The sequence below is a fragment of the Streptomyces sp. NPDC012466 genome (assembly GCF_042955215.1).
Taxonomy (GTDB): Bacteria; Actinomycetota; Actinomycetes; order Streptomycetales; family Streptomycetaceae; genus Streptomyces.
On the sequence record NZ_JBIBEQ010000009.1, the window covers coordinates 207,380 to 230,025 of the forward strand.

Genomic DNA, 22,646 nt, shown 5'->3' on the forward strand with positions numbered 1-22,646 from the left:
TCTCGCGGGTGCGAGAGGTCTGCGCGCGGGTCGAGGACGACGGTGTCCGCCCGTACCTGGTCGTACGTGGCGGTCACTGCGGACCGGCGCGCCTGCTGCCAATAATCGTGGCGAACGAGAGCACGGGGGAATTCTGGCACAACCCCCGCGCTTCGCTCACCGCCGTCTCAGGATGCGGTCCGTCACCTCAGGTGACGGACGTAGACGTGCGAGGTGTCGTACGTGTCGCCGGGCACCAGGTCGGCCGACGAGCTGCTGAAGGCGACCGTGCGGCCGCCGCGGTCGATGACCGGGGCGGAGACGCTCTGGTCGTTGGGGCCGCCCTGGGCGTCCGGGCTGGCGAGGACCGTGCGCCCGGTGCGCAGATCACGCACGTACGCCCGGGTCGTGCGGTCGGAGTCGCCCGGGTCGGCCGAGGCGAAGGCCAGGTACCGGCTGTCGCCGCTGAGCCTCGGATACGCGGTGAAGGCGGCCGGGTCGGCGGCGTCGATCCGGCGCAGCTCGCCCGTCCTCAGGTCGCGGACGAAGACGTTGTGGCCCTGGTTGGTGTCGCCCGGGGTCAGCTGCGAGTCGAGGGAGTTGAAGACCGCGTACCGGCCGTCGGCGCTGACCTGCGGGAACTCTGTCTGCCCGTCGGACTTCCGGCCGTCCGGGGCCCGGTCGGCCTGGATCAGCTCGCCGCTCGGGACGTCCCGGACGTATGCGTCGCTCCAGTCGCCCGAGGCGGGATTCGGGACGAAGAACCGGTAGCCGACGCGCTTGCCGTCGGCGCTGATGGACGGATGGGTGGCGGCGGTCTTGCGATCGCCCGCGGCGGGCACCTGGCTGATGCGGACGGCTTTGCCGCTGGTGCGGTCGACGCGGTAGACGCGGCCCCAGCGGTCCTCGTCCTCCGTGAACGCGGACCGCTGCGCGACGAAGGCGACGTACCGGCCGTCGGCGCTGATCGCGGGCTGCCGGCCGGTGTCGTAGCCGGAGTCGACGGTGTCCTTGATGCGCTGCAGGGCGCCGGTCTTCAGGTCCTCGACCCAGATGTGGCTCCGGCCGTCGCCCGGGCCGGTGGCGCTGAAGGCCAGGTACCGGCCGTTGCCGCTCAGGGCCACGTCGTCGACGGAGCCGTCCACCGAAGGGCCGGCCATCCTGGTCGTGCCGGTCTTCAGATCACGTACGAAGGCGTCGGCGGCGCCGTCGGTGTCACCGGCGACGAGGTTGTCGGCGCTGGAGACGAAGGCCAGACGGCGGCCGTCGGCGCTCAGGCTCGGCCCGCCGGACGGGGCGTCGCCGTCGGTGCCGTCCGGGGCGACGCTCGCCTTCTCGGTCCGCGGCGCCGGCGTGGGCGCGGCGGTCGCCGGCAGCGCGGCGGCGGTGCCGAGCGTGACGGCCAGGGCCACTCCGAGCGCGACGGACGTGGCCCTCCTGGTGCTGGTCATGTGCGGTTCCCCCTGTGTTCCCCGTGGACGCTTCTCCCCCGGCCCCGCGCCGAGGGCTCCCAAGATCCAACATCAGCACGGGCGGGAGGGTCAATCCGTCATATTGAGTACAACCCGGGCGGGCGTTCAGGCGTCCGCGAGGAGGCTGTCGGCGAGGAACTCGCGCACGTGCCGCAGGATCTGCGCCCGGTCGGTGCCGCGCAGGCCGATCGCCACATGGATGGAGAAGCCGTCCAGCAGCGCCCGCAGCCGGGCGGCGAACCGGTCGGGGTCGACGCGGCGGAACTCCCCGCGCGAGATGCCCTCGGCCAGGAGGGCGACCAGGTCGCGGTGCCAGGCGCCCTCGATGGCGGCCTGCCGGTCGCGGGCGTCCGCATCGGCGTTCTGCGAGCGGTTCCAGACCTCCAGCCACAGCGTCCAGTGCGGGTCGCGGTGGCCGTCGGGGACGTACAGGTCGACGTAGGCGTCGAGGCGTTCGACGGCGGGCGCGGCCCGGGTCAGCAAGCGTCCCCGCTCACCGCCGAGCCGGCCCTCGCTCCACTCCAGGGTGCGCAGCAGCAACTCGTCCTTGGAACCGAAGTAGTAGAGGAGGTGGCCGCTGCTCATACCGACCTCACGGCCGAGCGCCGCCATGGTGAGCTTCTCCAGACCGCGCTCGGCGATCATCTCCATGGCGGCGGCGAGGACGTCCTCGCGGGGCGGGGCCTGCCTTCGCCCACCGGCCATGCGCGCTCCTAGATCCTCGGTTGCTGCTGCGTGATGCAGTGGATGCCGCCACCGCCCGCGAAGATCGTACGGGCGTCCACCAGGGTCACGGTCCGTTCGGGGAACAGCCGGCGGAAGATGCCGGCGGCGATCTCGTCGCGCGGGTCGTCGAAGCCGCACAGGACCACTCCGCCGTTGCAGAGGTAGTGGTTGATGTACGAGTAGTCGGCCCAGTGGCCGTCGGCCTCCAGGACGGTCGGGGCGGGGACCTCGACGACCTCCAGTCGCCGTCCACGGGCGTCCGTCTGCGACCTCAGCAGGCCGATGACCTCCCTGGTCACCTCGTGGTCGGGGTGGGCCGGGTCCGGCTGGGAGTGGGCGACGACGACGCCCGGGCGGGCGAAGGCAGCCACGATGTCGACGTGGCCGAGGGTGCCGAAGCCGTGGGGAGGGTAGTCGCCGGTCAGGCCGCGCGGCAGCCAGATCGCCTTGCGGGTGCCGAGCTGGGCGTGGATCTCCGCCTCGACCTGCTCACGGGACCAGCCCGGGTTGCGCTCCGGGCCGAGCTGGACGGTCTCGGTCAGCAGGACGGTGCCCTGGCCGTCGACATGGATCGCCCCGCCCTCGTTGACGAGCTTCGAGGCGTACGTCCGTGCCCCGGCGAGGTCCGCGACATGCGCGGCGATCTTCGCGTCGTGCTCCCAGCGGGCCCACTCCTGGGCGCCCCAGCCGTTGAACATCCAGTCGACGGCGGCCAGTTCGCCCTTCCCGTTGGTCAGGAAGGTCGGGCCGATGTCGCGCATCCAGGCGTCGTCGAGGTCCCGCTCGACCGTGTCGACGCCCTCGCCCAGCAGGGCACGCGCCTCGCCCGACTGTCCCGGTCCGCACACCACCGTCACCGGCTCGAAGCGGCGTACGGCCCGGGCGACTTCGGCCCAGGCGGCACGGGCGGCGGCCAGCTCCCCCGGGTCGTCGAAGGTCTGGTTCGGGCCCGGCCAGGCCATCCAGGTCCGCTCGTGCGGGACCCACTCGGCGGGCATGCGGAAGCCGTCGGCGGCTGCGGACATCGTTGATCCTCAGAGGAAGTAGAGACGGTTGAGGGAGACGGACTCGGCGGGTTCGGAGCGCAGCGGCTCTCCGTCGAGGGTGACGAGACCGGTGCGCTGGTCGACGTCGACGGCTCCGGTACGGGAGTTGAGGCGCAGGTCGGCCGGGCCGATGCCGCGGGTGCCGCGCACGGCGACCCGGCGGCGCCGGGTCGGCATGGTGTCGTGCCCCTGGTCGAGGGCGGCCTGCGCGACGAACGCCACCGACATCTCGGCCGGTGTCGCCCCGTGGGCGCCGAACTGCGGCCCGAGGACGAGGGGTTCGCAGGTGTCGGTCGCCGCGTTCGGGTCACCGACCACGCCGTACGCCGGGAAGCCGGACTTCAGCACCAGCTGCGGCTTGGCGCCGAAGTACTCGGGCCGCCACAGCACGATGTCGGCGAGCTTGCCGGTCTCGATCGATCCGACCTCGTGCGCGAGGCCGTGCGCGAGGGCCGGATTGATGGTCAGCTTGGCCATGTAGCGCAGGACGCGCTCGTTGTCGTGCTCGTCCGGGGCGCCGAACTCGGCCTTCATCTTCCCGGCCATGGCGAACGTACGGCGGACGGTCTCGCCCGCGCGTCCCATGCCCTGCGCGTCCGACGAGGTGATGCCGATGGCTCCCAGGTCGTGCAGGACGTCCTCGGCGCCCATGGTGCCGGCGCGGATCCGGTCGCGGGCCATGGCGGCGTCGCCGGGCAGGTCGGTCTTGAGGTCGTGGACCGAGACGATCATGCCGTAGTGCTCGGCGACGGCGTCCCGGCCGAAGGGCAGGGTCGGGTTGGTGGAGGAGCCGATGACGTTCGGCACGCCCGCCATCTTCAGGACGTTGGGGACGTGCCCGCCGCCGCAGCCCTCGATGTGGAAGGCGTGGATGGTCCGGCCCTCCAGCACGCGCAGGGTGTCCTCCACCGACAGGCACTCGTTCAAGCCGTCACTGTGGAGGGCGACCTGGACGTCGTGTTCCTCGGCGACCCGCAGGGCGGTGTCCAGGGCGCGGGTGTGGGCGCCCATGTCCTCGTGCACCTTGAAGCCACAGGCACCGCCCTCGGCGAGGGCCTCGACCAGCGGTGCCGCGTGGGACGACGAACCCCGGCCCAGGAAGCCGATGTTGACCGGCCAGGCGTCGAACGCGCCGAACGCGTGCCGCAGCGCCCAGGGCGAGTTGACCCCGACGCCCCACACCGGGCCGAACTCCTGCCCGATGACCGTGGTGACGCCGGAGGCGAGCGAGGCCTCCATGATGCGCGGCGACAGCAGGTGGACGTGGGTGTCGACGGCCCCGGCGGTGGCGATGAGGCCCTCGCCGGAGACGATCGAGGTGCCCGTACCGACGACGACGTCGACCCCGTCGAGGGTGTCGGGGTTGCCGGCCCGCCCGATCGAGCGGATCCGGCCCTCACGGATGCCGATGGACACCTTCCGGATGCCCTGCACGGCATCGATCACGACGACGTTGCTGATCACGACGTCGCAGGTCTCCCGGACGGCGGCGGCCTTGAGGTGCAGTCCGTCGCGGGCGGTCTTGCCGAACCCGGCGAGGAACTCGTCGCCGTGGCGCTGGGAGTCGGACTCGACCTTGACGACCAGCCCCGAGTCACCGAGACGGATGCGGTCACCGGCACGGGGACCGTGGGTGGCGGCGTACTCGTACGGGGTGAGGCGGCGCGCCTCGGCGGGGTGGCCCCCTGGGCGGCTCATCGCTCGACCTCCTGATCAGCTGCTGTCTCCGGTACGCCGAGGTAGCCGCAGGCGGCGGCCCGATTCAGGGCCTCCTCCTTGGCGCCCGGCGCGTCCAGCGGCCCGTCGACGAGCCCGGCGAACCCGATGGCGATCCGCTCGCCCCCGATCGGCACCAGCCCGACCTCGGCGCTCTCCCCCGGCCCGAACCGCACGGACGACCCCGCGGGCACGGCGAGCCGCATGCCGTAGGCCCGGCCGCGGTCGAAGTCGAGCCGCGGGTTGGCCTCGAAGAAGTGGAAGTGGGAGGTCACCGAGACGGGCACGGTCGCCGTGTTGGTGACCGTGAGCCGCTCGGCCGGCTCGGGCTCGGCGTGGTCCGGCCCGGGCAGCAGCGCGCCCGGGGCATCCGGCCCCGAGCCGCCGCCGATGGGGTCGGAGACGACCGCGAGCCGCGAGCCGTCGTCGAAAACGGCCTCTACGTGCACCTCGGTGACGACGTCGGCGACACCGGGCAGCACGTCGCCGGGCCCGAGGACGGACCGGGCGGCCTCGACGGCCTCCGCGAGCCGCCTGCCGTCCCGGGCGGCCTCGCACACCGTGTCGGCGATGAGCGCGGTCGCCTCGGGGACGTTGAGCCTCAGTCCCCTGGCCCTGCGGGCGCGGGCGAGCTCGGCGGCGCCGAAGAGCAGCAGCCGGTCGCGTTCGGTCGGGGTCAGCCGCATGTCACTCCCTCCGTTTAGAGCATCACTCTAAACATGAAATCCCCTTGACCGAAAGGTTGACGGTGAGGCAATGCGCGCATCACATTGAACGTCGCTCTAACCAAGGGAGACCAGCATGCCGATCGAACAGCGCGGAGTCGACACCATCCCCGAGGAGTGGGGGTCCCCCCTGCTCGAAGAGCTTGGGGGAGCACCAGCGGACCACGCGACCTCGTGTCGATCCTGCTCGGCTCCAACCTCTGCCTGGGCGTGATCGTCTTCGGCCGGCTGCCGCCGTCCTTCGGCCTCGACTGGTGGGCGTCGGTCAGTGCGGTACTCGCGGGCACGGTGGTGGGCGTGCTGTTCACGGCCCCGCTGGCGTTGGTCTCGCTGCGCACCGGCACCAACCTGTCGACCTCCTCCGGCGCCCAGTTCGGGGTCCGCGGGCGGCTGGTCGGCTCGGTGGTCGGGCTGCTGCTGGCCCTCGGCTACACCGCGCTGACCGTGTGGATCGGCGGGGACGTGATGGTGAGCGTCCTGGGCCGGCTGGCCGGTCTGCCGCAGGGCGGGGTGTCCTACGGCATCGTCTACGGGCTGCTCGCCGCGGCCACCGTCGCCGGTGCGGTGTACGGCTACCGGGTGCTGTTCGCGATGTCGCGGGTGCTGGCGTTCGGCATGACGGCCCTGCTGGCGCTGGGCGTGATCGCCTACGCCCCGGGCTTCACCACCGCGGCGCTGCCGGAGGCCGGCGGCTATCTGCTGGGCGGATTCTGGCCGACCTGGCTGCTCGCGGCCGTGGCCGCCGGGCTGTCCGGGCCGGTCGCGTTCATCACGCTCCTCGGCGACTACACCCGCTACATCTCACCGGCCCGCCACTCCTCCCGCCGGGTGCTGCACGCGACCTGGCTGGGACTGATGCTGGGCCTGCTGGTGCCGCAGCTCTTCGGCACGTTCACGGCGTACGCGGCCGGGGCCGCCCTCGACTACGCGGGCCCGCTGGTCGACGCGGCCCCGTCCTGGTACCTCGTCCCGCTGCTCCTGGCGGCCTCGGCCGGCTCGGTCGGCAACGCGGGGCTGATGCTGTACTCGATGGGACTCGACCTGGACGCGATCCTGCCGCGCGCCTCCCGGGCCCGGGCGACGTACGTGGTCGCGGCCGTCGCCACGGCCTGCGTCTTCGCCGGGCACTACTACTCGACCGCGCAGGACGCGATGACGTCCTTCGTGCTGCTCCTGACCGCCGTCGGCACGCCGTGGGCGGTCATCACCCTCATCGGCTTCGCCCGCTGCGGCGGGGTCTACGACGCGGACGCCCTCCAGGTCTTCAACCGCCGCGCCCGGGGCGGCGTCTACTGGTACCGCTCCGGCTGGAACGTCCCGGCGGCCCTGTCCTGGGCGGCCGGGGCGACGGTGGGTGTCCTGGCGGTGTCCCTGCCGTCGTACGAGGGACCCCTGCTGGCGCTGACCGGCGGGGTGGACTGCAGTTTCCTGCTGTCGGGGGTGGTGGCAGGGGTGGCGTACGCGCTGACGGCCCCGGGCTCGCCCGCAGAGGAGCCCGGGGCCGACGAGGCGACGTCTGCCTCTCGCCCGATCGATTCGCGCCCCGCGTCCTGACGGACCGGGTTCCCGATGTGGCGAAGGTCGGATTTCTTGTCCGCCCGAGTCGGACGGTGGGTGGGGCACTGGTCCCGGGGTCCGGGAGCCGAGCCCCCGGGGACCAGGGCCACTCAGCCCAGCCGGTGCATCCAGCCGTGCTTGTCCTCGGCCGTGCCGCGCTGGATGTCGAGCAGCGCCTGGCGCAGCCGCAGCGTGACCTCGCCCGGCTCTCCCCCGCTCTGCTTCCACTCCGCGCCGGCCCGCTTCACCGTACCGACCGGAGTGATCACCGCGGCCGTACCGCAGGCGAAGACCTCCGTGAGGGACCCGTCCTCCGAGTCCCGCTGCCACTGGTCGGCCGAGACCCGGGCCTCCTCCGCCTCGTACCCGAGGTCACGGGCGACGGTGAGCAGGGAGTCCCGGGTGACGCCCTCCAGGATCGACCCGGTGAGCGTCGGCGTGACGATCTTGTTCCCGTACACGAAGTACAGGTTCATGCCGCCCAGTTCCTCGACCCAGGTGTGCTCCACGGCGTCGAGGTAGCAGACCTGGTCGCAGCCCTTCGAGGCGGCCTCGGCCTGGGCGAGCAGGGACGCCGCGTAGTTGCCGCCCGTCTTCGCGTCGCCCATGCCACCGGGGACGGCACGGACACGGTCCTCGGAGACCCAGATGGACACCGGCTTCACACCACCGGGGAAGTACGCCCCGGCCGGGGAGGCGATCACCAGGAACAGGTATTCGTTGGCCGGCTTCACCCCGAGACCGACCTCGGTGGCGATCATGAACGGGCGCAGGTAGAGGGACTCCTCGCCGCCGTGCGCCGGCACCCATGCCTTGTCCTGCTGGACCAGGGCGTCGCAGGCCTCGATGAACGTCTCGACGGGCAGCTCGGGCATCGCGAGCCGGCGGGCGGAACGCTGGAAGCGCTCGGCGTTCTTCTCGGGGCGGAAGGTGGCGACGGACCCGTCGGGCTGGCGGTAGGCCTTCAGCCCCTCGAAGATCTCCTGCGCGTAGTGCAGGACCGTGGTGGCCGGGTCCAGGGAGATCGGCGCGTACGGCACGAGCTGACCGTCGTGCCAGCCGCGGCCTTCCGTCCACTTGATCGTCACCATGTGATCGGTGAAGTGGCGGCCGAACCCGGGGTTGGCCAGGATCGCCTCGCGGTCTGCGGCGGAGAGCGGGTGGGCGGAGGGCTTGAGCTCGATCGTGGGCGTCGTCATGGGTTGATGTCCTTCACCGGTTGTAGTGACGGGCCGCGCTCGGTACTGCTCTGATGGGTGACCAGTGCTAGGACGTCCGAGCATTCCCTCATTCCGCGGCCTCGCGTTCGATTATCGCCCGGGGGCGGCGGCGGAAGGAACGGGGTGAATGCGGCCCGGTGGTCGATGGTGGCACCCGGCGGGACCATGCGAAAGCCGCCGGGCGCGGTTGCGACCCGGCGGCTTGCGGTGTGCAGCGGCGGGTCAGCCGGCTACGCGTACGGCGAGCGCGTCGCCGATCTCCGAGGTGGAGCGGGCGGGCTTGCCGGTGCGCTCGACGAGGTCGGCGGCGACCGCCTCGTCGATGCGGGCGGCCTCGGCCTCGTAGCCGAGGTGGCGCAGGAGCAGGGCGACGGACAGCACGGTGGCGGTCGGGTCGGCCTTGCCCTGGCCGGCGATGTCCGGGGCCGAGCCGTGCACGGGCTCGAACATCGAGGGGAACTCGCCGGAGGGGTTGATGTTCCCGCTCGCGGCGACGCCGATGCCGCCGGAGACGGCCGCGGCGAGGTCGGTGACGATGTCGCCGAAGAGGTTGTCGGTGACGATCACGTCGAAGCGCTCGGGCTGCGTGACGAGGTAGATCGTCGCCGCGTCCACGTGCATGTACTCGGTGGTGACCTCGGGGAACTCCGCGGCCACCTTGTTGAAGACGTTCGTCCACAGGTGACCCGCGAAGGTCAGCACGTTGTTCTTGTGGATGAGCGCCAGCTTCTTGCGGGGGCGGGCCTGGGCACGCGCGAAGGCGTCACGGACCACGCGCTCGACACCGAAGGCCGTGTTCACGGAGACCTCGGTGGCGACCTCGTGCTCGGTGCCCTTGCGGATCGTGCCGCCGTTGCCGGTGTACGGGCCCTCGGTGCCCTCGCGGACGACGACGAAGTCGATCTGCGGCTCGCCGGCGAGCGGGGTGGCGACACCCGGGAGGAGCTTCGACGGACGCAGGTTGACGTGGTGGTCGAAGGCGAAGCGGAGCTTGAGCAGGAAGCCGCGCTCCAGGACGCCGGACGGCACGGTCGGGTCGCCGATCGCGCCGAGCAGGATGGCGTCGTGCCGCTTCAGGGCGTCGAGGTCGGCGTCGGTGAGGGTCTCACCTGTGGCGTGGTAGCGCCGGGCGCCGAAGTCGTACTCCTCGGTCTCCAGCTTCACATCCTGCGGAAGGACGGCGGAGAGGACCTTCAGACCTTCGGCCACGACCTCCTGGCCGATGCCGTCACCGGGGATCACTGCGAGATTGATGCTGCGAGACATGCGGGCACCCTACTCCTCGTCCCATGGGATGACATGCGGTGTCCGTGATGCGGACAGCCGGGAGGCACCCGACCGGGGGACGGCACGCGTCCGCCGGGTTCCGTTCACCCCTATGTGGTGCGGCCGTTGGCCTCCGCTGGGAAGTTCACTGGACATGGAGATCCCCCACTTCGGCATCCCGCCCGAGCTCGCCCGCCGGATGAGCATGGCGGAGCAGCACGAGTACCTGCGGACACGACTGTCCCGGCGGCGCACCCTGGTGACCGCGGGCGCGGTGGCGAGCGGGCTGCTGACCGGCTGCTCGGGTTCCGGCTCGCGTCCCGGGCAGGGCGGCGCGACGGCGGCCGGGAGCCCGTCGCCCGGCACGTCGCAGGCGCCCGGTTCCCTCATCACGCCCTTCGGCCGCCATCTCGCCTTCGGCGCCGACCCGAAGACGCAGATGCGGATCTCCTGGCAGGTGCCGCTCGCGGTGAAGAAGCCGTTCGTACGGGTGGGCCTGCGCCCCGACGATCTCGGCCGCAAGGTCGAGGCGGAGCTGCGCGACCTGCACACCCCGGAGCTGAAGGGCATCCGGGCGGCGGTCGACCAGTACTACCTGCACGCCGCGCTGGATGGTCTGCGCCCGGACACGACGTACTACTACGGCGTCGGCCACGAGGGCTTCGACCCGGCGTCCCCGCGGCACCGGCCGACCGTCACGTCCTTCCGCACGGCACCCGCGAGCCCGCCGGAGCGGTTCGTGTTCACCGCGTTCGGCGACCAGGGCGTCGGCGAGGAGGCGGCCCTCAACGACCGTACGCTGCTGCGCCGGAAGCCCGCCTTCCATCTGCACGCCGGAGACATCTGCTACGCCGACCCGACCGGCAAGGGCAAGGAGTCGGACGTCTTCGACGCCGGACAGTGGGACCGGTTCCTGAAGCAGACGGAGCCGGTGGCCAGGTCGGTGCCGTGGATGGTGACGACCGGCAACCACGACATGGAGGCCTGGTACTCACCGGACGGCTACGGCGGCCAGCTCGCCCGGTTCTCCCTGCCGGACAGCGGTTTCGACGCGCGCACGGCACCGGGCGTGTACGCCTTCACGTACGGCAACGTCGGTGTGGTGGCGCTGGACGCGAACGACGTGTCGTACGAGATCCCCGCCAACTTCGGCTACACGGAGGGGAGGCAGACCCGGTGGCTGGAGAAGAAGCTCGGCGAACTGAGGTCGTCCGCGGACGTCGACTTCATCGTCGTATTCTTCCACCACTGCGCGTACTCGACGTCCACGCACGCCTCCGACGGCGGGGTGCGCGCCGCGTGGCTGCCGCTGTTCGCCCGGCACGAGGTGGACCTGGTGATCAACGGGCACAACCACGTCTACGAGCGGACCGACGCCATCCGGGACGGCGAGGTCGGCAGGCCGGTGCCGGTCGGCGGGACGACGGATCCGCGGCGGGACGGGATCGTGTACGTCACCGCGGGCGGTGGTGGCAAGGAGCTGTACGGCTTCCCCGGCGGCGTGAAGGAGAGCTACGAGGGGAACACCGCGGACCACGAGCCGGTCGCCACGTTCCGGTGGACCAAGTCCCGGGACACCAGGGCGGAGTCGGTGCGGTGGTCGCGGGTGCGCTACCGCGGTTTCTCCTTCCTCTCGGTGGAGGCGGAGAGCGGCGCCAGGCCGAAGCTCAAGGTGTCGGCGCTGGCGTCGAGCGGTGAGCGGATCGACCACTTCGAGGTGCGGCGCGGGGCATGAGGCCCCGCACCGCGCCTCGTCGGGCGGCTCCCGTTCCTGCGGCGGCTCAGTGGCCGCTGGATCCGCCGTTGTCCCTGCGGTCGAGGGCGCGCTGGAGCGCTGCGGCGGCGTTCTTGCGGTCGGACTCGGTCGTACGGGAAACGTGACGGACTCGGCGGCGGACGGTCGTCTCGGCCATGGGAAATCGACTCCTTCGACAGCACGGAGTGCACAGGGAGGGTTACGAGACGCCGGAAGGGGCGGGGAGCGGTGCCACAGGGGTTGCCTGCACGGGGCCCGGCTCACGACCGCCATTCGCTTGGTCGAGCGAGACGTTCGGCTCCTACAAAGCTAAGGGAGCGCGGAGCGTCTGTCTCCACAATTACTCGGACTTCCTACTATCTGAGACGGTGGACTGGGTCACACCAGGCTGACCTGCGGTGATTTCTAGAGCACGTCACCGTCCCGCCAGTCGAAGAGCAGCGGGTGCGCGGGGTCGAGGGAGCCGGCGGGGGCGGTCCGTACATAGGTGCTCCCCTCCTCGTCCGGCATCCGGACGACGCCGTCCCGGGGGCTCAGGGCGTGCACCTCCCCCGTCCACAGCTGCCAGCCGCGGGAGGTGTAGAGCAGGGCCCCGTCGTCGCTGGCGGAGAGGGCGCCGAGGTCGTAGGCACGGTCGACGACGCGTTCCAGTTCCGCCATGACCCGGCCGCCGAGGCCGGCGCGGCGGGCGTCGGCGCGGACGGCGACGTTCTCGACGTACCCGGTGCGCAGCCACCGGCCGCGGTGCCGCACCCGGCGCATCACGACCGCCCCGTGCGCGGCGAGCCCCGCGCGGTCGTGCACGAGGACGTGCATGCCGCCGAGGCCGTGCTCCCAGTCCTCGTCGCCGAAGTCGCCGTCGAACGCGGCGTCCAGGAGGCCGCGTACGGCGTCGAGTTCGGCGGGGGTGAGGTCGGCGGTGTGGGCGGTGCGCGCTCGGGTGGTCATCGGACCAGTCTTCCGCGCGGACATGCCGACGGGCCAGGTCGTTTCGCGACCTGGCCCGTCGGTGCGGCCGGGTGTCAGCCCATGTGCGGGTAGGTGTAGTCGGTCGGCGGGACCAGCGTCTCCTTGATGGCGCGGGTCAGGGTCCAGCGCATCAGGTTCTGCGGGGCGCCGGCCTTGTCGTTGGTGCCGGAGGCGCGGCCGCCGCCGAAGGGCTGCTGGCCGACGACGGCGCCGGTCGACTTGTCGTTGATGTAGAAGTTGCCGGCCGCGTAACGCAGCTTGTTCGCCGTGTGGGCGGCCGCGGCGCGATCGCCCGCGATGACCGAGCCGGTCAGGGCGTAGTCGGAGACGGCCTCCATCTGGGTCAGCATCTCGTCGTACCGGTCGTCCTCGTAGACGTGCACGGCGAGGATCGGGCCGAAGTACTCGGTGCGGAAGACCTCGTTCTCCGGGTCGGTGCACGCGATGACCGTCGGACGGATGAACCAGCCCTCGGAGTCGTCGTAGGTGCCGCCCGCGACGATCGTGCAGGAGGAGTCGTCCTTGGCACGGTCGATGGCGGCCTTGTTCTTGGCGAAGGCACGCTCGTCGATCACGGCGCCGATGAAGTTCGACAGGTCGGTGACGTCACCCATCTTGATGCCGTCGACCTCGGCGGCGAACTCCTCCTTGAAGCCGGAGTTCCAGATCGAGGCGGGGATGTACGCCCGGGACGTGGCGCTGCACTTCTGGCCCTGGTACTCGAAGGCACCGCGGGTCAGGGCGGTCTTGAGGATCGCCGGGTCGGCCGAGGGGTGGGCGACGAGGAAGTCCTTGCCGCCGGTCTCGCCGACGAGGCGCGGGTAGGTGCGGTACTTCTCGATGTTCGCGCCGACCGTCTTCCACAGGTACTGGAAGGTGGGGGTCGAGCCGGTGAAGTGGATGCCGGCGAGGTCACGGTGCTCCAAGGCGACCTTGGAGACCTCGATGCCGTCGCCGGTGACAAGGTTGATGACGCCCTTGGGCAGACCGGCCTCCTCCAGCAGCTGCATGAGCAGCACGGCGGCGTGCGTCTGCGTCGGGGACGGCTTCCAGACGACGACGTTGCCCATCAGGGCCGGGGCCGTCGGCAGGTTGCCCGCGATCGCGGTGAAGTTGAAGGGCGTGATCGCGTAGACGAAGCCCTCCAGCGGGCGGTGGTCCAGACGGTTCCACACCCCCGGGGCGTTCGCCGGCGGCTGCTCGGCCAGCAGGTCGCGGGCGTAGGAGACGTTGAAGCGCCAGAAGTCGACCAGCTCACAGGGCGTGTCGATCTCGGCCTGCTGGGCGGTCTTGGACTGGCCGAGCATGGTCGAGGCGGCGAGCGTCTCGCGCCAGGGGCCGGCCAGCAGCTCGGCGGCGCGCAGGATGATCGCCGCGCGGTCGTCGAAGGACATGGCGCGCCAGGCGGGCGCGGCGGCCAGGGCCGCGTCGATCGCGTCCTGGGCGTCCGCCTGCGTGGCGTTGCGGTACGTGCCGAGCACGGCCTGGTGGTTGTGCGGCTGGACGACCTGGAAGGCTTCGCCGCCGCCCATCCGCTTCTCACCGCCGATGGTGCAGGGCAGGTCGATCGGGTTGTCGGCCAGCTCCTTCAGCCGGGCCTCCAGCCGCGCCCGTTCCGGCGAGCCGGGAGCGTAGCCGCGCACCGGCTCGTTGACGGGGGTGGGGACCTGGGTCACAGCGTCCATGTTTTCCGTAACTCCTTACTGAGCGGTGATTCGGTCAGCCCTTGGTGAGCATGCTTCGGGCGAAGAAGCGCAGGTTCGCCGGCTTCTCCGCGAGTCGCCGCATGCCGTGCCTTCCCGGGGGACGACCCCCGGACCCCCGGCAGGGGCCGCAGCACGGCCTCGTTCCATCAGCCACGTGTGATCACACTCCTGGCGAAGAAGCGCAGGTTCGCCGGCTTCTCCGCGAGTCGCCGCATGAAGTAGCCGTACCAGTCGGTGCCGTAGGCGGTGTACACGCGCATCCTGTGGCCCTCGGCGGCCAGCCGCAGGTGCTCCTCGCCGCGGATGCCGTAGAGCATCTGGAACTCGTACTCGTCGGGCTTGCGCCCGGCCCGGTGGGCGAGCTCCTGGCCGATCGCGATCAGGCGCGGGTCGTGGGACCCGATCATCGGGTACCCCTCCCCCTCCATCAACGTCCGCAGGATCCGCACGTATGCCCGGTCGATCTCGTGCTTGTCCTGGTACGCGACCGAGGCCGGCTCCTTGTAGGCGCCCTTGACCAGGCGGACCCGGCTGCCGCTCGCGGCGAGGCGGCGGGCGTCGTCCTCGGTGCGGAAGAGGTAGGCCTGGATGACGCAGCCGGTCTGCGGGAAGTCCTTCCGCAGTTCCTCGTGGATGGCGAACATCGAGTCCAGCGTGGTGTGGTCCTCGGCGTCGAGCGTGACCGTGGTGCCGATCTCGGCGGCGGCCTCGACGACCGGGCGGACGTTCTTCAGGGCCAGCTCGTGGCCGTCCTCCAGGGCCTGCCCGAACATCGACAGCTTCACCGACATCTCGGCGCGGGTGCCGAGCTCCAGCGGCTTGAGGCGGTCGACGAGCTCCAGGTAGGCGTCCCGGGCGGCGGCGGCCTGCGTGGGGTTGGTGATGTCCTCGCCGACGACGTCCATCGTCAGCTCCAGGCCCTGCCCGGTCAGGTTCCGGATGACGGGGACGATGTCGTCGACGTCCTCGCCCGGGATGAAGCGGTCGACGACCTGCTTGGTCACCGGGGCCGCCGAGATCAGGCGTCGCATCCGGTCGCTGCGCGACGCGGCGAGAATCACGGGACCCAGCACGGGGCACCTCCAGAGCACAAGCAACGTGAGGGCCGGACCCTTCGCGAAGGACGCGTCGGGTACGGCACGGAGAACCACCGTGAAACCTAAGGATCCCTCCGATCGTCTGCCATCGACAGCTGTCACGCATCCGTGCCGCAGATCTCAGACAGATGTATGAAGGGGTTCGGGAAGTGCGGGACAATGCCCGGGTGACGTCGGAACACAGGGGCGACTACGAGGAGCTGGTCGACGAGATCTCGGAGCTGCTCGGCGCGCCCGCGACCCTGGAGAACCGGGACTTCGAGCTGATCGCCTTCGGGGCGTACGACAGTGAGGGCGACCTCGATCCGTCGGCCCTGGACCCCGTGCGCACCCGCTCGATCCTCACCCGCCGCTCGACGGCGGCGGTCCGCGCCTGGTTCGAGGGCTTCGGCATCACGCGGGCGACGGGTCCCGTCCGCATCCCGCCGACCCCGGAGGCCGGTGTCTACCGGGGCCGGATCTGCCTCCCCGTCCGCCACCGGGGCGTGGTCCACGGCTACGTCTGGCTCCTGGACGACGATCCCGGCCCGAGCGAGCGCCGGCTCTCCGACGCCATGCAGGTCACGGCCCGCATCGGGGCCCTGCTCGCGGACGAGGCACAGCACGGCGCCGACCTCAGCCGTGAGCTCCGGGCCGTGCTCACCGCCGAGCGCGGCTGGCAGAGCGACATGGCCGTCGCCGAGCTCCGCACGGCCCTCGGCCCCCGGGCCGACGGCCTCCACACCCTGGTGTGCATCGCCCCCTGGCCCTCGGCCGACCCGGACGACGCCCCGTCGGTCCGCGCGGTCCCGGGCGCGACGGCCCTGTGCACCCTGCCGTGGGGGGCGACGGCCCAGTGCGTGGCCGTGCTCCTGCGCCTGCGCTCCCCCGAGGTCCTGACTCCGGCCACCACGGCGGCGGGGCGGTTGCTGGAGCGGGCGCGCGGGGCGAGCGGCCCGGCGAGCACGGCTGCGCAGGGGCCGGGCTCCGGTGGTCCGGGCGGAGCCGGCGGCTCGGACGGCGCGGCGAGCGGGGTGGGCGGACCGACCGGGATGTCACGCTCCGCCAGGCCCCACCCCACGGCGTCCGCCGCGGGAGCGACCGGTGCCGCCCCGCCCGGCCGCCCCGGTGACGCGTCGCGCGGAGCCGGGGGCCCAGCCGCCGGTGTCGCCACCCCCCGCTCCGGCCTCGCCGACCTGGCGGCCGCCTGGTGGGAGGCGTCGGCCGCCGCCCGGGCGGCGCTGGCCGAGGCGCGGCTGGGGCCGGTCGCGCAGTGGGCGTCGATCGGGCCGTTCCGGCTGCTGACCGCCCTGCCCCCGGAGATCGCCCGCGACCCCGCCGCCCGGACCCTGCTCGCCCCGGTCCACCACGAACTCGCCCGGACGGCCGAGGTCTACCTCGACTGCGCCGGCCAGGCCGCCCGGGCCGCCGCCGAGCTGGGCGTCCACCGCCAGACCCTGTACTACCGCCTGTCCCGGATCGAGAAGCTCACCGGACTCGACCTGGACGACGGCGAGGACCGGCTGCTGCTGCACATGACCCTGAAGGCACACCGGCTGTAAGGACCGTCCCGCCCATGCCCCTGCTGCTGCTCGACCTGGACAACACCCTGGTCGACCGGGACGCCGCGTTCCGAGCGGCGGTCGTGGACTTCCTGGCCGTGCACGCCCTGCCCGCGCACGACGCCGAGTGGCTGATGACCGTCGACGCCGGCGGCTACACGCCCCGCGCCGAGGTGGCCCGGGCCGTGCGCGCACGGTACGGCGAGAAGGTCCCCGGCCCGGCCGTCCGCTCGCTGCTCGACCGGGGCGCGGCCGACCGCGTGGTCCTGTCCGGTCCCGTCCGCTCCGCCCTCGTCCGGGCGGCCACCGCCGGCTGGACCCTGGTCATCGTCACCAACGGCCGCACCGCGCAGCAGGAGGCCAAGATCCGCGGCACCGGTCTCGACACGCTGGCCGACGGCTGGGTCGTCTCCGAGGCGGTCGGCCACAAGAAGCCCGCGCCGGAGATCTTCCACGCCGCTGCCGCCACCGTCGGCGCCACCCTGGACGGCGCCTGGATGATCGGCGACTCCCCGCACGCCGACATCGCCGGGGCGGCCGGCATCGGCGTCCGCAGCGTCTGGGTGTCGGCCGGCCGCCCCTGGACCGGGACGGCACACACTCCCACCCGGACCGCCCCCGACACCGCGTCCGCCATCGACTCGGTCGTCGACGCCCCCGGCTGAGGGGGACGCGTCACTTCCCCCCGGCGGCCTCGATCACCCGGCGGAGCCCGGCGGCGAGCTGCTCGGCCTCCGGCGCGCTCTTCGGATCGAAGGTCCACTGCGCCATGAGCCCCATCATCAGGGTCAGGTAGAAGTACCCGACGGTGTCCACCTGCTCGTCCGTCACCTCGTCCTCGTCGCCACCGTGGAAGAGCGTGACGATGCCGCGCGCCCCCTCCCGCTGGGCCCGCGCGAGATGCTCCCGCACCTCCGGCAGCTGGTCCCCCATGGCCACGATCTCCATGCTGAGGCGCCACATGGACCCGGGGTCGCGCATGGTCCCGATGATGTTCGCCCACACTCCGGTGAACCGCTCCAGGGACCCTGGCTCGCCCCGCAGTTCGCCGCCCCCCTCGAAGGCGTCGGACATGCCCTCCACCATCTCGACGTACGCCTGCGCCAGCAGCGCGTCCTTCGAGCCGTAGTGGTAGCCGATCGATGCCAGGTTGGTGCCCGACTCCTTGACGATGTCGCGCGCTGTCGTGCGCAGGAAGCCCTTCGCCAGCAGGCAGCGCTTGGCGCCCTCCAGCAGATCCTCACGGTGTCCCATGCCTCGCCACCTTACCCCCCGATCCAGACGGGCGTATTAAACAGCCGTACTAGACAAACGTTTAATACGCTCGTACAGTCCTGCCCATGACGACGAACCCGCACCCTCCCGCCCTCGCCGGCCGCCGCGAATGGACGGCCCTCGGCGTGCTGATGCTCCCGCTGCTGCTGGTCTCGATGGACGTCTCCGTCCTCTATTTCGCGATCCCCGCGATCAGCGCCGACCTGGAACCGAGCGCCACCCAGCAGCTGTGGATCTTCGACATCTACGGCTTCGTGCTGGCCGGCCTGCTGATGACGATGGGCTCGCTCGGTGACCGCATCGGCCGCCGCAGGCTCCTGCTGATCGGCGCCGCCGCCTTCGGCACGGCCTCCCTGGTCGCGGCCTACGCCACCAGCGCCGAGACCCTCATCGCCGCCCGCGCGGTCCTCGGCATCGGCGGCGCGACACTGATGCCCTCCACGATGGCGCTCGTGCGCACGATGTTCACCGACCCGGCGCAGCGCACCAAGGCGATCGGCGTGTGGTCGGGCGTGATGACGGCCGGCATCGCGCTCGGCTCGGTGATGAGCGGGGTGCTCGTCGAGCACTTCTGGTGGGGCTCGGTCTTCCTGGTCAACCTGCCCGCGATGCTGCTGCTCCTCGTCCTCGGCCCCGTGCTGCTGCCCGAGTCGCGCACCCCGAACCCCGGCCGCTTCGACCTGCTGAGCGTTCCCCTGTCGATGGCGGCGGTGCTCCCCGTGATCTACGGCCTGAAGGAACTCGCGTCCGAGGGCTGGAACGTGCGGTACGTGATGTCGGTGACCGTCGGCCTGCTCTTCGCCGCACTGTTCGTCCACCGCCAGCGCACGGTGGCCTCCCCGCTGATCTCCCCGGAACTGTTCCGGGGCCGCGGCTTCAGCCCGGCCGTCGTCCTCAACCTCGTCGCCGCCTTCGGCATGATGGGTTCGGCCTACTTCACGACCCAGTACATCCAGTCGGTCCTGGACAACAGCCCCCTGGAGGCGGCGCTGTGGAGCCTGCTGCCGTCGGTGCCCATCGGACTCGCGGCCCCGGTCGGCGCCCACCTCGTCCAGCGGGGTGTTCCCCGCGCGTACGTCGTCGGCGGAGGCTTCGCGGTCGCCTCGTGCGGCTACGTGATGCTGGCCCTGGCCGGCACGGACTCCCTGTGGCTTCTGCTGGCCGCCTGCGCCGTCCTGGCCTGCGGCATCGTCACCGTCATGTCCCAGGTGGCCGACCTCGCCCTGAGCTCCGCCCCGATGGAGAAGGCGGGCGCGGCCTCGTCCCTGCTGGAGACCGGCACGGAGTTCGGCGGCGCGCTGAGCATGGCCTTCCTCGGCTCCATCGGCACGGCCGTCTACCGCCACGAGATCCCGGGCTCGGCACCCGCTGCGGCCCGCGAGACCCTGGGCGGCGCCCTCGCCGTGGCCGACCGGCTCCCGGGGCGCGCGGGGGACGCCCTGGCGACGGCGGCACGCGAGGCCTTCACCAGCGGCATGCACGCGGCGGCGGTCACGGGCGCGATCCTGCTGGCCGCAGCGGCGGCAGCGGCGGCGGTGACCCTGCGACGGGTCCACGGCCGCGTGCCGGGGCGGGAAAAAGCCGAACGGGCCGACACTGTCAGCCCGTCCGGCGTGTGAGGATCAGCCCGTTCGGGGCGAACGGGGGCCCGGGGGCGAAGCCCCCGGGAGGGTCAGGTCAGGTTCACGGAACGCGCGGACGTGGCACCGATCTCCGCCGCGACCTCGGCCAGCACACCCGCGGTCACCGTGTCGTCCACGGTCAGCACGGCCAGCGCCTCGCCACCGGCCGCCGCCCGCGACACCTGCATGCCGGCGATGTTGAGACCCGCCTCGCCGAGGATGCGGCCCACCGTGCCGACGACGCCCGGCCGGTCCTCGTACTTCAGCACGATCATGTGGTCGGCGAGCGCGAGGTCGACGTCGAACTCCCCGACGGCGACGAGCTTCTGCAGGTGCTTGGGGCCTGCCAGCGTGCCGGACACCGACACCTCCTCGCCGTCGGCGAGGGTGCCGCGCACCGTGACCACGTTGCGGTGCTCGGTCGCCTCGGAGCTGGTGGTGAGGCGCACCTCGACACCACGCTCCTGCGCGAACAGCGGGGCGTTGACGTACGACACCGTCTCGTCGACGACGTCCTCGAAGACACCCTTGAGCGCGGACAGCTCCAGCACCTTCACGTCGTGCTGGGTGATCTCGCCGTAGACCTCGACGTCGAGGCGGACCGCGACCTCACCGGCGAGCGCGGTGAAGATCCGGCCGAGACGCTCGGCGAGCGGCAGGCCCGGCTTGACGTCCTCGGCGATGACACCGCCCTGCACGTTCACCGCGTCCGGCACGAGCTCACCGGCGAGGGCGAGGCGCACCGAGCGGGCGACCGCGATACCGGCCTTCTCCTGCGCCTCGTCGGTGGAGGCGCCGAGGTGCGGGGTGCACACGACCTGGTCGAACTCGAACAGCGGGGAGTCCGTGCAGGGCTCCTTCGCGTACACGTCGAGACCGGCACCGGCGACCCGGCCCTCCTTGAGGGCGGAGTACAGCGCCTCCTCGTCGACGATCCCGCCGCGCGCGGCGTTGACGATGCGCACGCTCGGCTTGACCTTGCGCAGCGCCTCGTCACCGATCAGGCCGAGGGTCTCGGGCGTCTTGGGGAGGTGGACGGTGATGAAGTCGGAGACCTCGAGCAGCTCGTCCAGCGACAGCACCTTGACGCCCATCTGCGCGGCGCGCGCGGGCTGCACGTAGGGGTCGTAGGCGACGACCTTCATGCCGAACGCCGACATGCGCTGCGCGACGAGCGCGCCGATGCGGCCGAGGCCGACGACACCGAGGGTCTTCTCGGCCAGCTCGACACCGGTGTACTTGCTGCGCTTCCACTCGCCGTTCTTCAGCGCGGCGTTGGCCTGCGGGATGTTGCGGGCCGTGGCGACGAGCAGACCGCAGGCCAGCTCGGCGGCGGTCACGATGTTCGAGGTGGGGGCGTTGACGACCATCACGCCGGCCTTGGTGGCGGCGGAGACGTCCACGTTGTCCAGGCCGACGCCGGCTCGTGCGACGACCTTCAGCTTGTTCGCGGCGGCGATCGCCTCGGCGTCGACCTTGGTGGCCGAACGGACCAGGATCGCGTCCACGTCGGCGATGGCCGGGAGCAGCTCGGCTCGGTCCGCGCCGTTGCAGTGGCGGATCTCGAAGTCCGGGCCCAGGGCGTCGACGGTGGCGGGCGACAGCTCTTCAGCGATGAGTACGACGGGTTTCGAGCTCACGTGAGTCCTCACAAGTCCAGTGCTGCGGACGGCCGTCCCGACGGCCGCAGGCGGTGGAGGGTTGCTTGCCGCGTGGAAGACGCACGACGCTGTGGGCCTGACGCGTATGTGTGCAGCAGTCTAGTGGCGCCGGGGGCATCGTCCTGTGCCGCTGCGGAAGGATCACCCGTCCGTGGCCGGACGGGATGGACAACGCCGTACCACCGACGTTACCCGGGGTTCGCCGAAGGGGCCGGAGCGGGATGCTCCGGCCCCTCGGGCAGGCGGCTTACGCCTCCTCGTCGACCCAGCTCATGAGCTTGCGCAGCTCCTTGCCGGTGGTCTCCAGCAGGTGCTCGGAGTCCTGCTTCTTGTACTCGTTGTACTTCTTCAGGCCGCCGTGGTACTCGTCCATCCACTGCTGGGCGAAGGTGCCGTCCTGGATCTCGGCGAGGACCTTCTTCATCTCGGCCTTGGTGGCGTCCGTGATGATCCGCGGGCCGGTGACGTAGTCGCCCCACTCGGCGGTCTCGGAGATCGACCAGCGCATCTTCTCCAGGCCGCCCTCGTACATGAGGTCGACGATCAGCTTCAGCTCGTGCAGGCACTCGAAGTAGGCGATCTCCGGCTGGTAGCCGGCCTCGGTCAGCGTCTCGAAGCCCGCCTTGACCAGCGCCGCGGTGCCACCGCAGAGGACGGCCTGCTCACCGAACAGGTCGGTCTCGGTCTCCTCGGTGAAGGTCGTCTTGATGACGCCGGCGCGGGTGCCGCCGATGCCCTTCGCGTACGACAGGGCCAGCGCGAAGGCGTTGCCCGTGGCGTCCTGCTCGACGGCGGCGATGCACGGAACGCCGCGGCCCTCCTCGTACTGGCGGCGCACCAGGTGGCCCGGGCCCTTGGGGGCGACCATGCAGACGTCGACGCCGGCCGGGGGCTTGATGAACCCGTAGCGGATGTTCAGGCCGTGGCCGAAGAACAGCGCGTCGCCGTCGTTCAGGTTCGGGGCGATGTGCTCCTCGTAGACCTGGGCCTGGATGGGGTCCGGGACGAGGATCATGATGACGTCGGCCTCGGCGGCGGCCTCGGACGGGCTCACCACGCGCAGACCCTGCTCCTCGGCCTTGGCCTTGGACTTGGAGCCCTCGTGCAGACCGACGCGGACGTCGACACCCGAGTCACGGAGCGACAGCGCGTGGGCGTGGCCCTGGCTGCCGTACCCGATGACCGCGACCTTGCGGCCCTGGATGATGGACAGGTCGGCGTCGGCGTCGTAGAACAGCTCGGCCACTTTGGGTTCTCTCCTCGGGAGTGCAGGTGTTGCGTCCCACCGTATGACGGGGGGCGGAAGGGAAGC

Annotated in this window: 18 protein-coding genes and 1 pseudogene; 5 read left to right on the top strand and 14 right to left on the bottom strand. The window is 71.7% G+C overall.

Features of this window, described 5'->3' with window-relative positions:
* Positions 1-182: 182 nt before the first annotated feature.
* From ACFY9E_RS30925 to ureA, 5 genes are all read right to left on the bottom strand, one after another.
* Positions 183-1,430, bottom strand: coding sequence for a TolB family protein (locus tag ACFY9E_RS30925; RefSeq protein ID WP_390989457.1), 1,248 nt, complete (start codon positions 1,428-1,430; stop codon positions 183-185).
* Between the two features lie 126 nt (positions 1,431-1,556).
* Positions 1,557-2,156, bottom strand: a complete 600-nt coding sequence (locus ACFY9E_RS30930) for a TetR family transcriptional regulator C-terminal domain-containing protein (RefSeq protein ID WP_390989459.1) — start codon at positions 2,154-2,156, stop codon at positions 1,557-1,559.
* A gap of 8 nt (positions 2,157-2,164) precedes the next feature.
* Positions 2,165-3,202 (bottom strand): agmatine deiminase family protein, encoded by a 1,038-nt coding sequence (locus tag ACFY9E_RS30935; RefSeq protein ID WP_390989461.1) that lies wholly within the window; start codon positions 3,200-3,202, stop codon positions 2,165-2,167.
* Between the two features lie 9 nt (positions 3,203-3,211).
* Positions 3,212-4,921: an urease subunit alpha gene (locus tag ACFY9E_RS30940; protein WP_390989463.1), complete on the bottom strand. Its 1,710-nt coding sequence runs from the start codon at positions 4,919-4,921 to the stop codon at positions 3,212-3,214.
* Positions 4,918-5,625, bottom strand: coding sequence for an urease subunit gamma (gene ureA, locus ACFY9E_RS30945; RefSeq protein ID WP_390989465.1), 708 nt, complete (start codon positions 5,623-5,625; stop codon positions 4,918-4,920). The genes ACFY9E_RS30940 and ureA overlap by 4 nt, the downstream gene beginning before the upstream one ends.
* A 115-nt stretch (positions 5,626-5,740) precedes the next feature.
* Here ureA and ACFY9E_RS30950 point away from each other — a divergent pair.
* Positions 5,741-7,218 (top strand): annotated as a pseudogene (locus ACFY9E_RS30950) (cytosine permease).
* Positions 7,219-7,331: 113 nt separating this feature from the next.
* Here the strand turns inward: ACFY9E_RS30950 and ACFY9E_RS30955 are convergent.
* Positions 7,332-8,420: a branched-chain amino acid aminotransferase gene (locus ACFY9E_RS30955; protein ID WP_390989467.1), complete on the bottom strand. Its 1,089-nt coding sequence runs from the start codon at positions 8,418-8,420 to the stop codon at positions 7,332-7,334.
* Positions 8,421-8,663: 243 nt separating this feature from the next.
* Positions 8,664-9,707: a 3-isopropylmalate dehydrogenase gene (locus ACFY9E_RS30960; protein WP_390989469.1), complete on the bottom strand. Its 1,044-nt coding sequence runs from the start codon at positions 9,705-9,707 to the stop codon at positions 8,664-8,666.
* Between the two features lie 154 nt (positions 9,708-9,861).
* Between ACFY9E_RS30960 and ACFY9E_RS30965 the strand changes: the two genes are divergently transcribed.
* Entirely contained in the window at positions 9,862-11,442 is a 1,581-nt protein-coding gene (locus tag ACFY9E_RS30965) for a fibronectin type III domain-containing protein (RefSeq protein ID WP_390989470.1), read from the top strand.
* Positions 11,443-11,488: 46 nt separating this feature from the next.
* Here the strand turns inward: ACFY9E_RS30965 and ACFY9E_RS30970 are convergent, their stop codons facing one another.
* From ACFY9E_RS30970 to ACFY9E_RS30985, 4 genes are all read right to left on the bottom strand, one after another.
* Positions 11,489-11,620 carry a hypothetical protein gene (locus tag ACFY9E_RS30970; protein WP_104781486.1) on the bottom strand — a complete coding sequence of 44 codons (132 nt, stop codon included), beginning with the start codon at positions 11,618-11,620 and terminating at the stop codon, positions 11,489-11,491.
* Positions 11,621-11,868: 248 nt separating this feature from the next.
* Entirely contained in the window at positions 11,869-12,411 is a 543-nt protein-coding gene (locus ACFY9E_RS30975) for a GNAT family N-acetyltransferase (protein WP_390989472.1), read from the bottom strand.
* Between the two features lie 74 nt (positions 12,412-12,485).
* Entirely contained in the window at positions 12,486-14,117 is a 1,632-nt protein-coding gene (gene pruA / locus ACFY9E_RS30980; protein ID WP_390989474.1) for an L-glutamate gamma-semialdehyde dehydrogenase, read from the bottom strand.
* A 167-nt stretch (positions 14,118-14,284) separates the two neighbouring features.
* Complete coding sequence (locus ACFY9E_RS30985; protein ID WP_390989476.1) at positions 14,285-15,211, bottom strand: proline dehydrogenase family protein; 927 nt, start codon at positions 15,209-15,211, stop codon at positions 14,285-14,287.
* A gap of 152 nt (positions 15,212-15,363) precedes the next feature.
* Here ACFY9E_RS30985 and ACFY9E_RS30990 point away from each other — a divergent pair, with 152 nt between their 5' ends.
* Together ACFY9E_RS30990 and ACFY9E_RS30995 are read left to right on the top strand one after the other, a co-directional pair.
* Positions 15,364-16,776 (top strand): helix-turn-helix domain-containing protein, encoded by a 1,413-nt coding sequence (locus ACFY9E_RS30990; RefSeq protein WP_390989478.1) that lies wholly within the window; start codon positions 15,364-15,366, stop codon positions 16,774-16,776.
* A gap of 14 nt (positions 16,777-16,790) precedes the next feature.
* On the top strand, positions 16,791-17,441 hold the full coding sequence (locus ACFY9E_RS30995) for an HAD-IA family hydrolase (RefSeq protein ID WP_390989480.1): 651 nt from the start codon (positions 16,791-16,793) through the stop codon (positions 17,439-17,441).
* A 10-nt stretch (positions 17,442-17,451) separates the two neighbouring features.
* Here ACFY9E_RS30995 and ACFY9E_RS31000 read toward each other — a convergent pair whose 3' ends face one another.
* Entirely contained in the window at positions 17,452-18,030 is a 579-nt protein-coding gene (locus tag ACFY9E_RS31000; protein ID WP_390989482.1) for a TetR family transcriptional regulator, read from the bottom strand.
* Positions 18,031-18,116: 86 nt separating this feature from the next.
* Here ACFY9E_RS31000 and ACFY9E_RS31005 point away from each other — a divergent pair, with 86 nt between their 5' ends.
* Entirely contained in the window at positions 18,117-19,670 is a 1,554-nt protein-coding gene (locus tag ACFY9E_RS31005) for an MFS transporter (RefSeq protein ID WP_390989484.1), read from the top strand.
* Positions 19,671-19,723: 53 nt separating this feature from the next.
* On the opposite strand, the gene serA is transcribed toward ACFY9E_RS31005, so the two are convergent.
* Together serA and ilvC are read right to left on the bottom strand one after the other, a co-directional pair.
* Entirely contained in the window at positions 19,724-21,313 is a 1,590-nt protein-coding gene (serA, locus tag ACFY9E_RS31010) for a phosphoglycerate dehydrogenase (RefSeq protein WP_390989486.1), read from the bottom strand.
* A gap of 268 nt (positions 21,314-21,581) precedes the next feature.
* On the bottom strand, positions 21,582-22,580 hold the full coding sequence (gene ilvC, locus ACFY9E_RS31015) for a ketol-acid reductoisomerase (RefSeq protein ID WP_031137995.1): 999 nt from the start codon (positions 22,578-22,580) through the stop codon (positions 21,582-21,584).
* Positions 22,581-22,646 lie beyond the last annotated feature (66 nt).

Excerpts from the sequence above, each read along its gene's own strand:
- pruA (WP_390989474.1), bottom strand. The coding sequence starts at position 14,117 with ATGGACGCTGTGACCCAGGTCCCCACCCCCGTCAACGAGCCGGTGCGC.
- ACFY9E_RS30970 (WP_104781486.1), bottom strand. The coding sequence starts at position 11,620 with ATGGCCGAGACGACCGTCCGCCGCCGAGTCCGTCACGTTTCCCGTACG.
- ACFY9E_RS30940 (WP_390989463.1), bottom strand. The coding sequence starts at position 4,921 with ATGAGCCGCCCAGGGGGCCACCCCGCCGAGGCGCGCCGCCTCACCCCG.
- ACFY9E_RS31000 (WP_390989482.1), bottom strand. The coding sequence starts at position 18,030 with ATGGGACACCGTGAGGATCTGCTGGAGGGCGCCAAGCGCTGCCTGCTG.
- ACFY9E_RS30930 (WP_390989459.1), bottom strand. The coding sequence starts at position 2,156 with ATGGCCGGTGGGCGAAGGCAGGCCCCGCCCCGCGAGGACGTCCTCGCC.
- ACFY9E_RS30935 (WP_390989461.1), bottom strand. The coding sequence starts at position 3,202 with ATGTCCGCAGCCGCCGACGGCTTCCGCATGCCCGCCGAGTGGGTCCCG.
- ACFY9E_RS30965 (WP_390989470.1), top strand. The coding sequence starts at position 9,862 with ATGGAGATCCCCCACTTCGGCATCCCGCCCGAGCTCGCCCGCCGGATG.
- ureA (WP_390989465.1), bottom strand. The coding sequence starts at position 5,625 with ATGCGGCTGACCCCGACCGAACGCGACCGGCTGCTGCTCTTCGGCGCC.
- ACFY9E_RS30995 (WP_390989480.1), top strand. The coding sequence starts at position 16,791 with ATGCCCCTGCTGCTGCTCGACCTGGACAACACCCTGGTCGACCGGGAC.
- ACFY9E_RS31005 (WP_390989484.1), top strand. The coding sequence starts at position 18,117 with ATGACGACGAACCCGCACCCTCCCGCCCTCGCCGGCCGCCGCGAATGG.
- ACFY9E_RS30975 (WP_390989472.1), bottom strand. The coding sequence starts at position 12,411 with ATGACCACCCGAGCGCGCACCGCCCACACCGCCGACCTCACCCCCGCC.
- ACFY9E_RS30925 (WP_390989457.1), bottom strand. The coding sequence starts at position 1,430 with ATGACCAGCACCAGGAGGGCCACGTCCGTCGCGCTCGGAGTGGCCCTG.
- ACFY9E_RS30955 (WP_390989467.1), bottom strand. The coding sequence starts at position 8,420 with ATGACGACGCCCACGATCGAGCTCAAGCCCTCCGCCCACCCGCTCTCC.
- ACFY9E_RS30960 (WP_390989469.1), bottom strand. The coding sequence starts at position 9,707 with ATGTCTCGCAGCATCAATCTCGCAGTGATCCCCGGTGACGGCATCGGC.
- ACFY9E_RS30990 (WP_390989478.1), top strand. The coding sequence starts at position 15,364 with ATGTATGAAGGGGTTCGGGAAGTGCGGGACAATGCCCGGGTGACGTCG.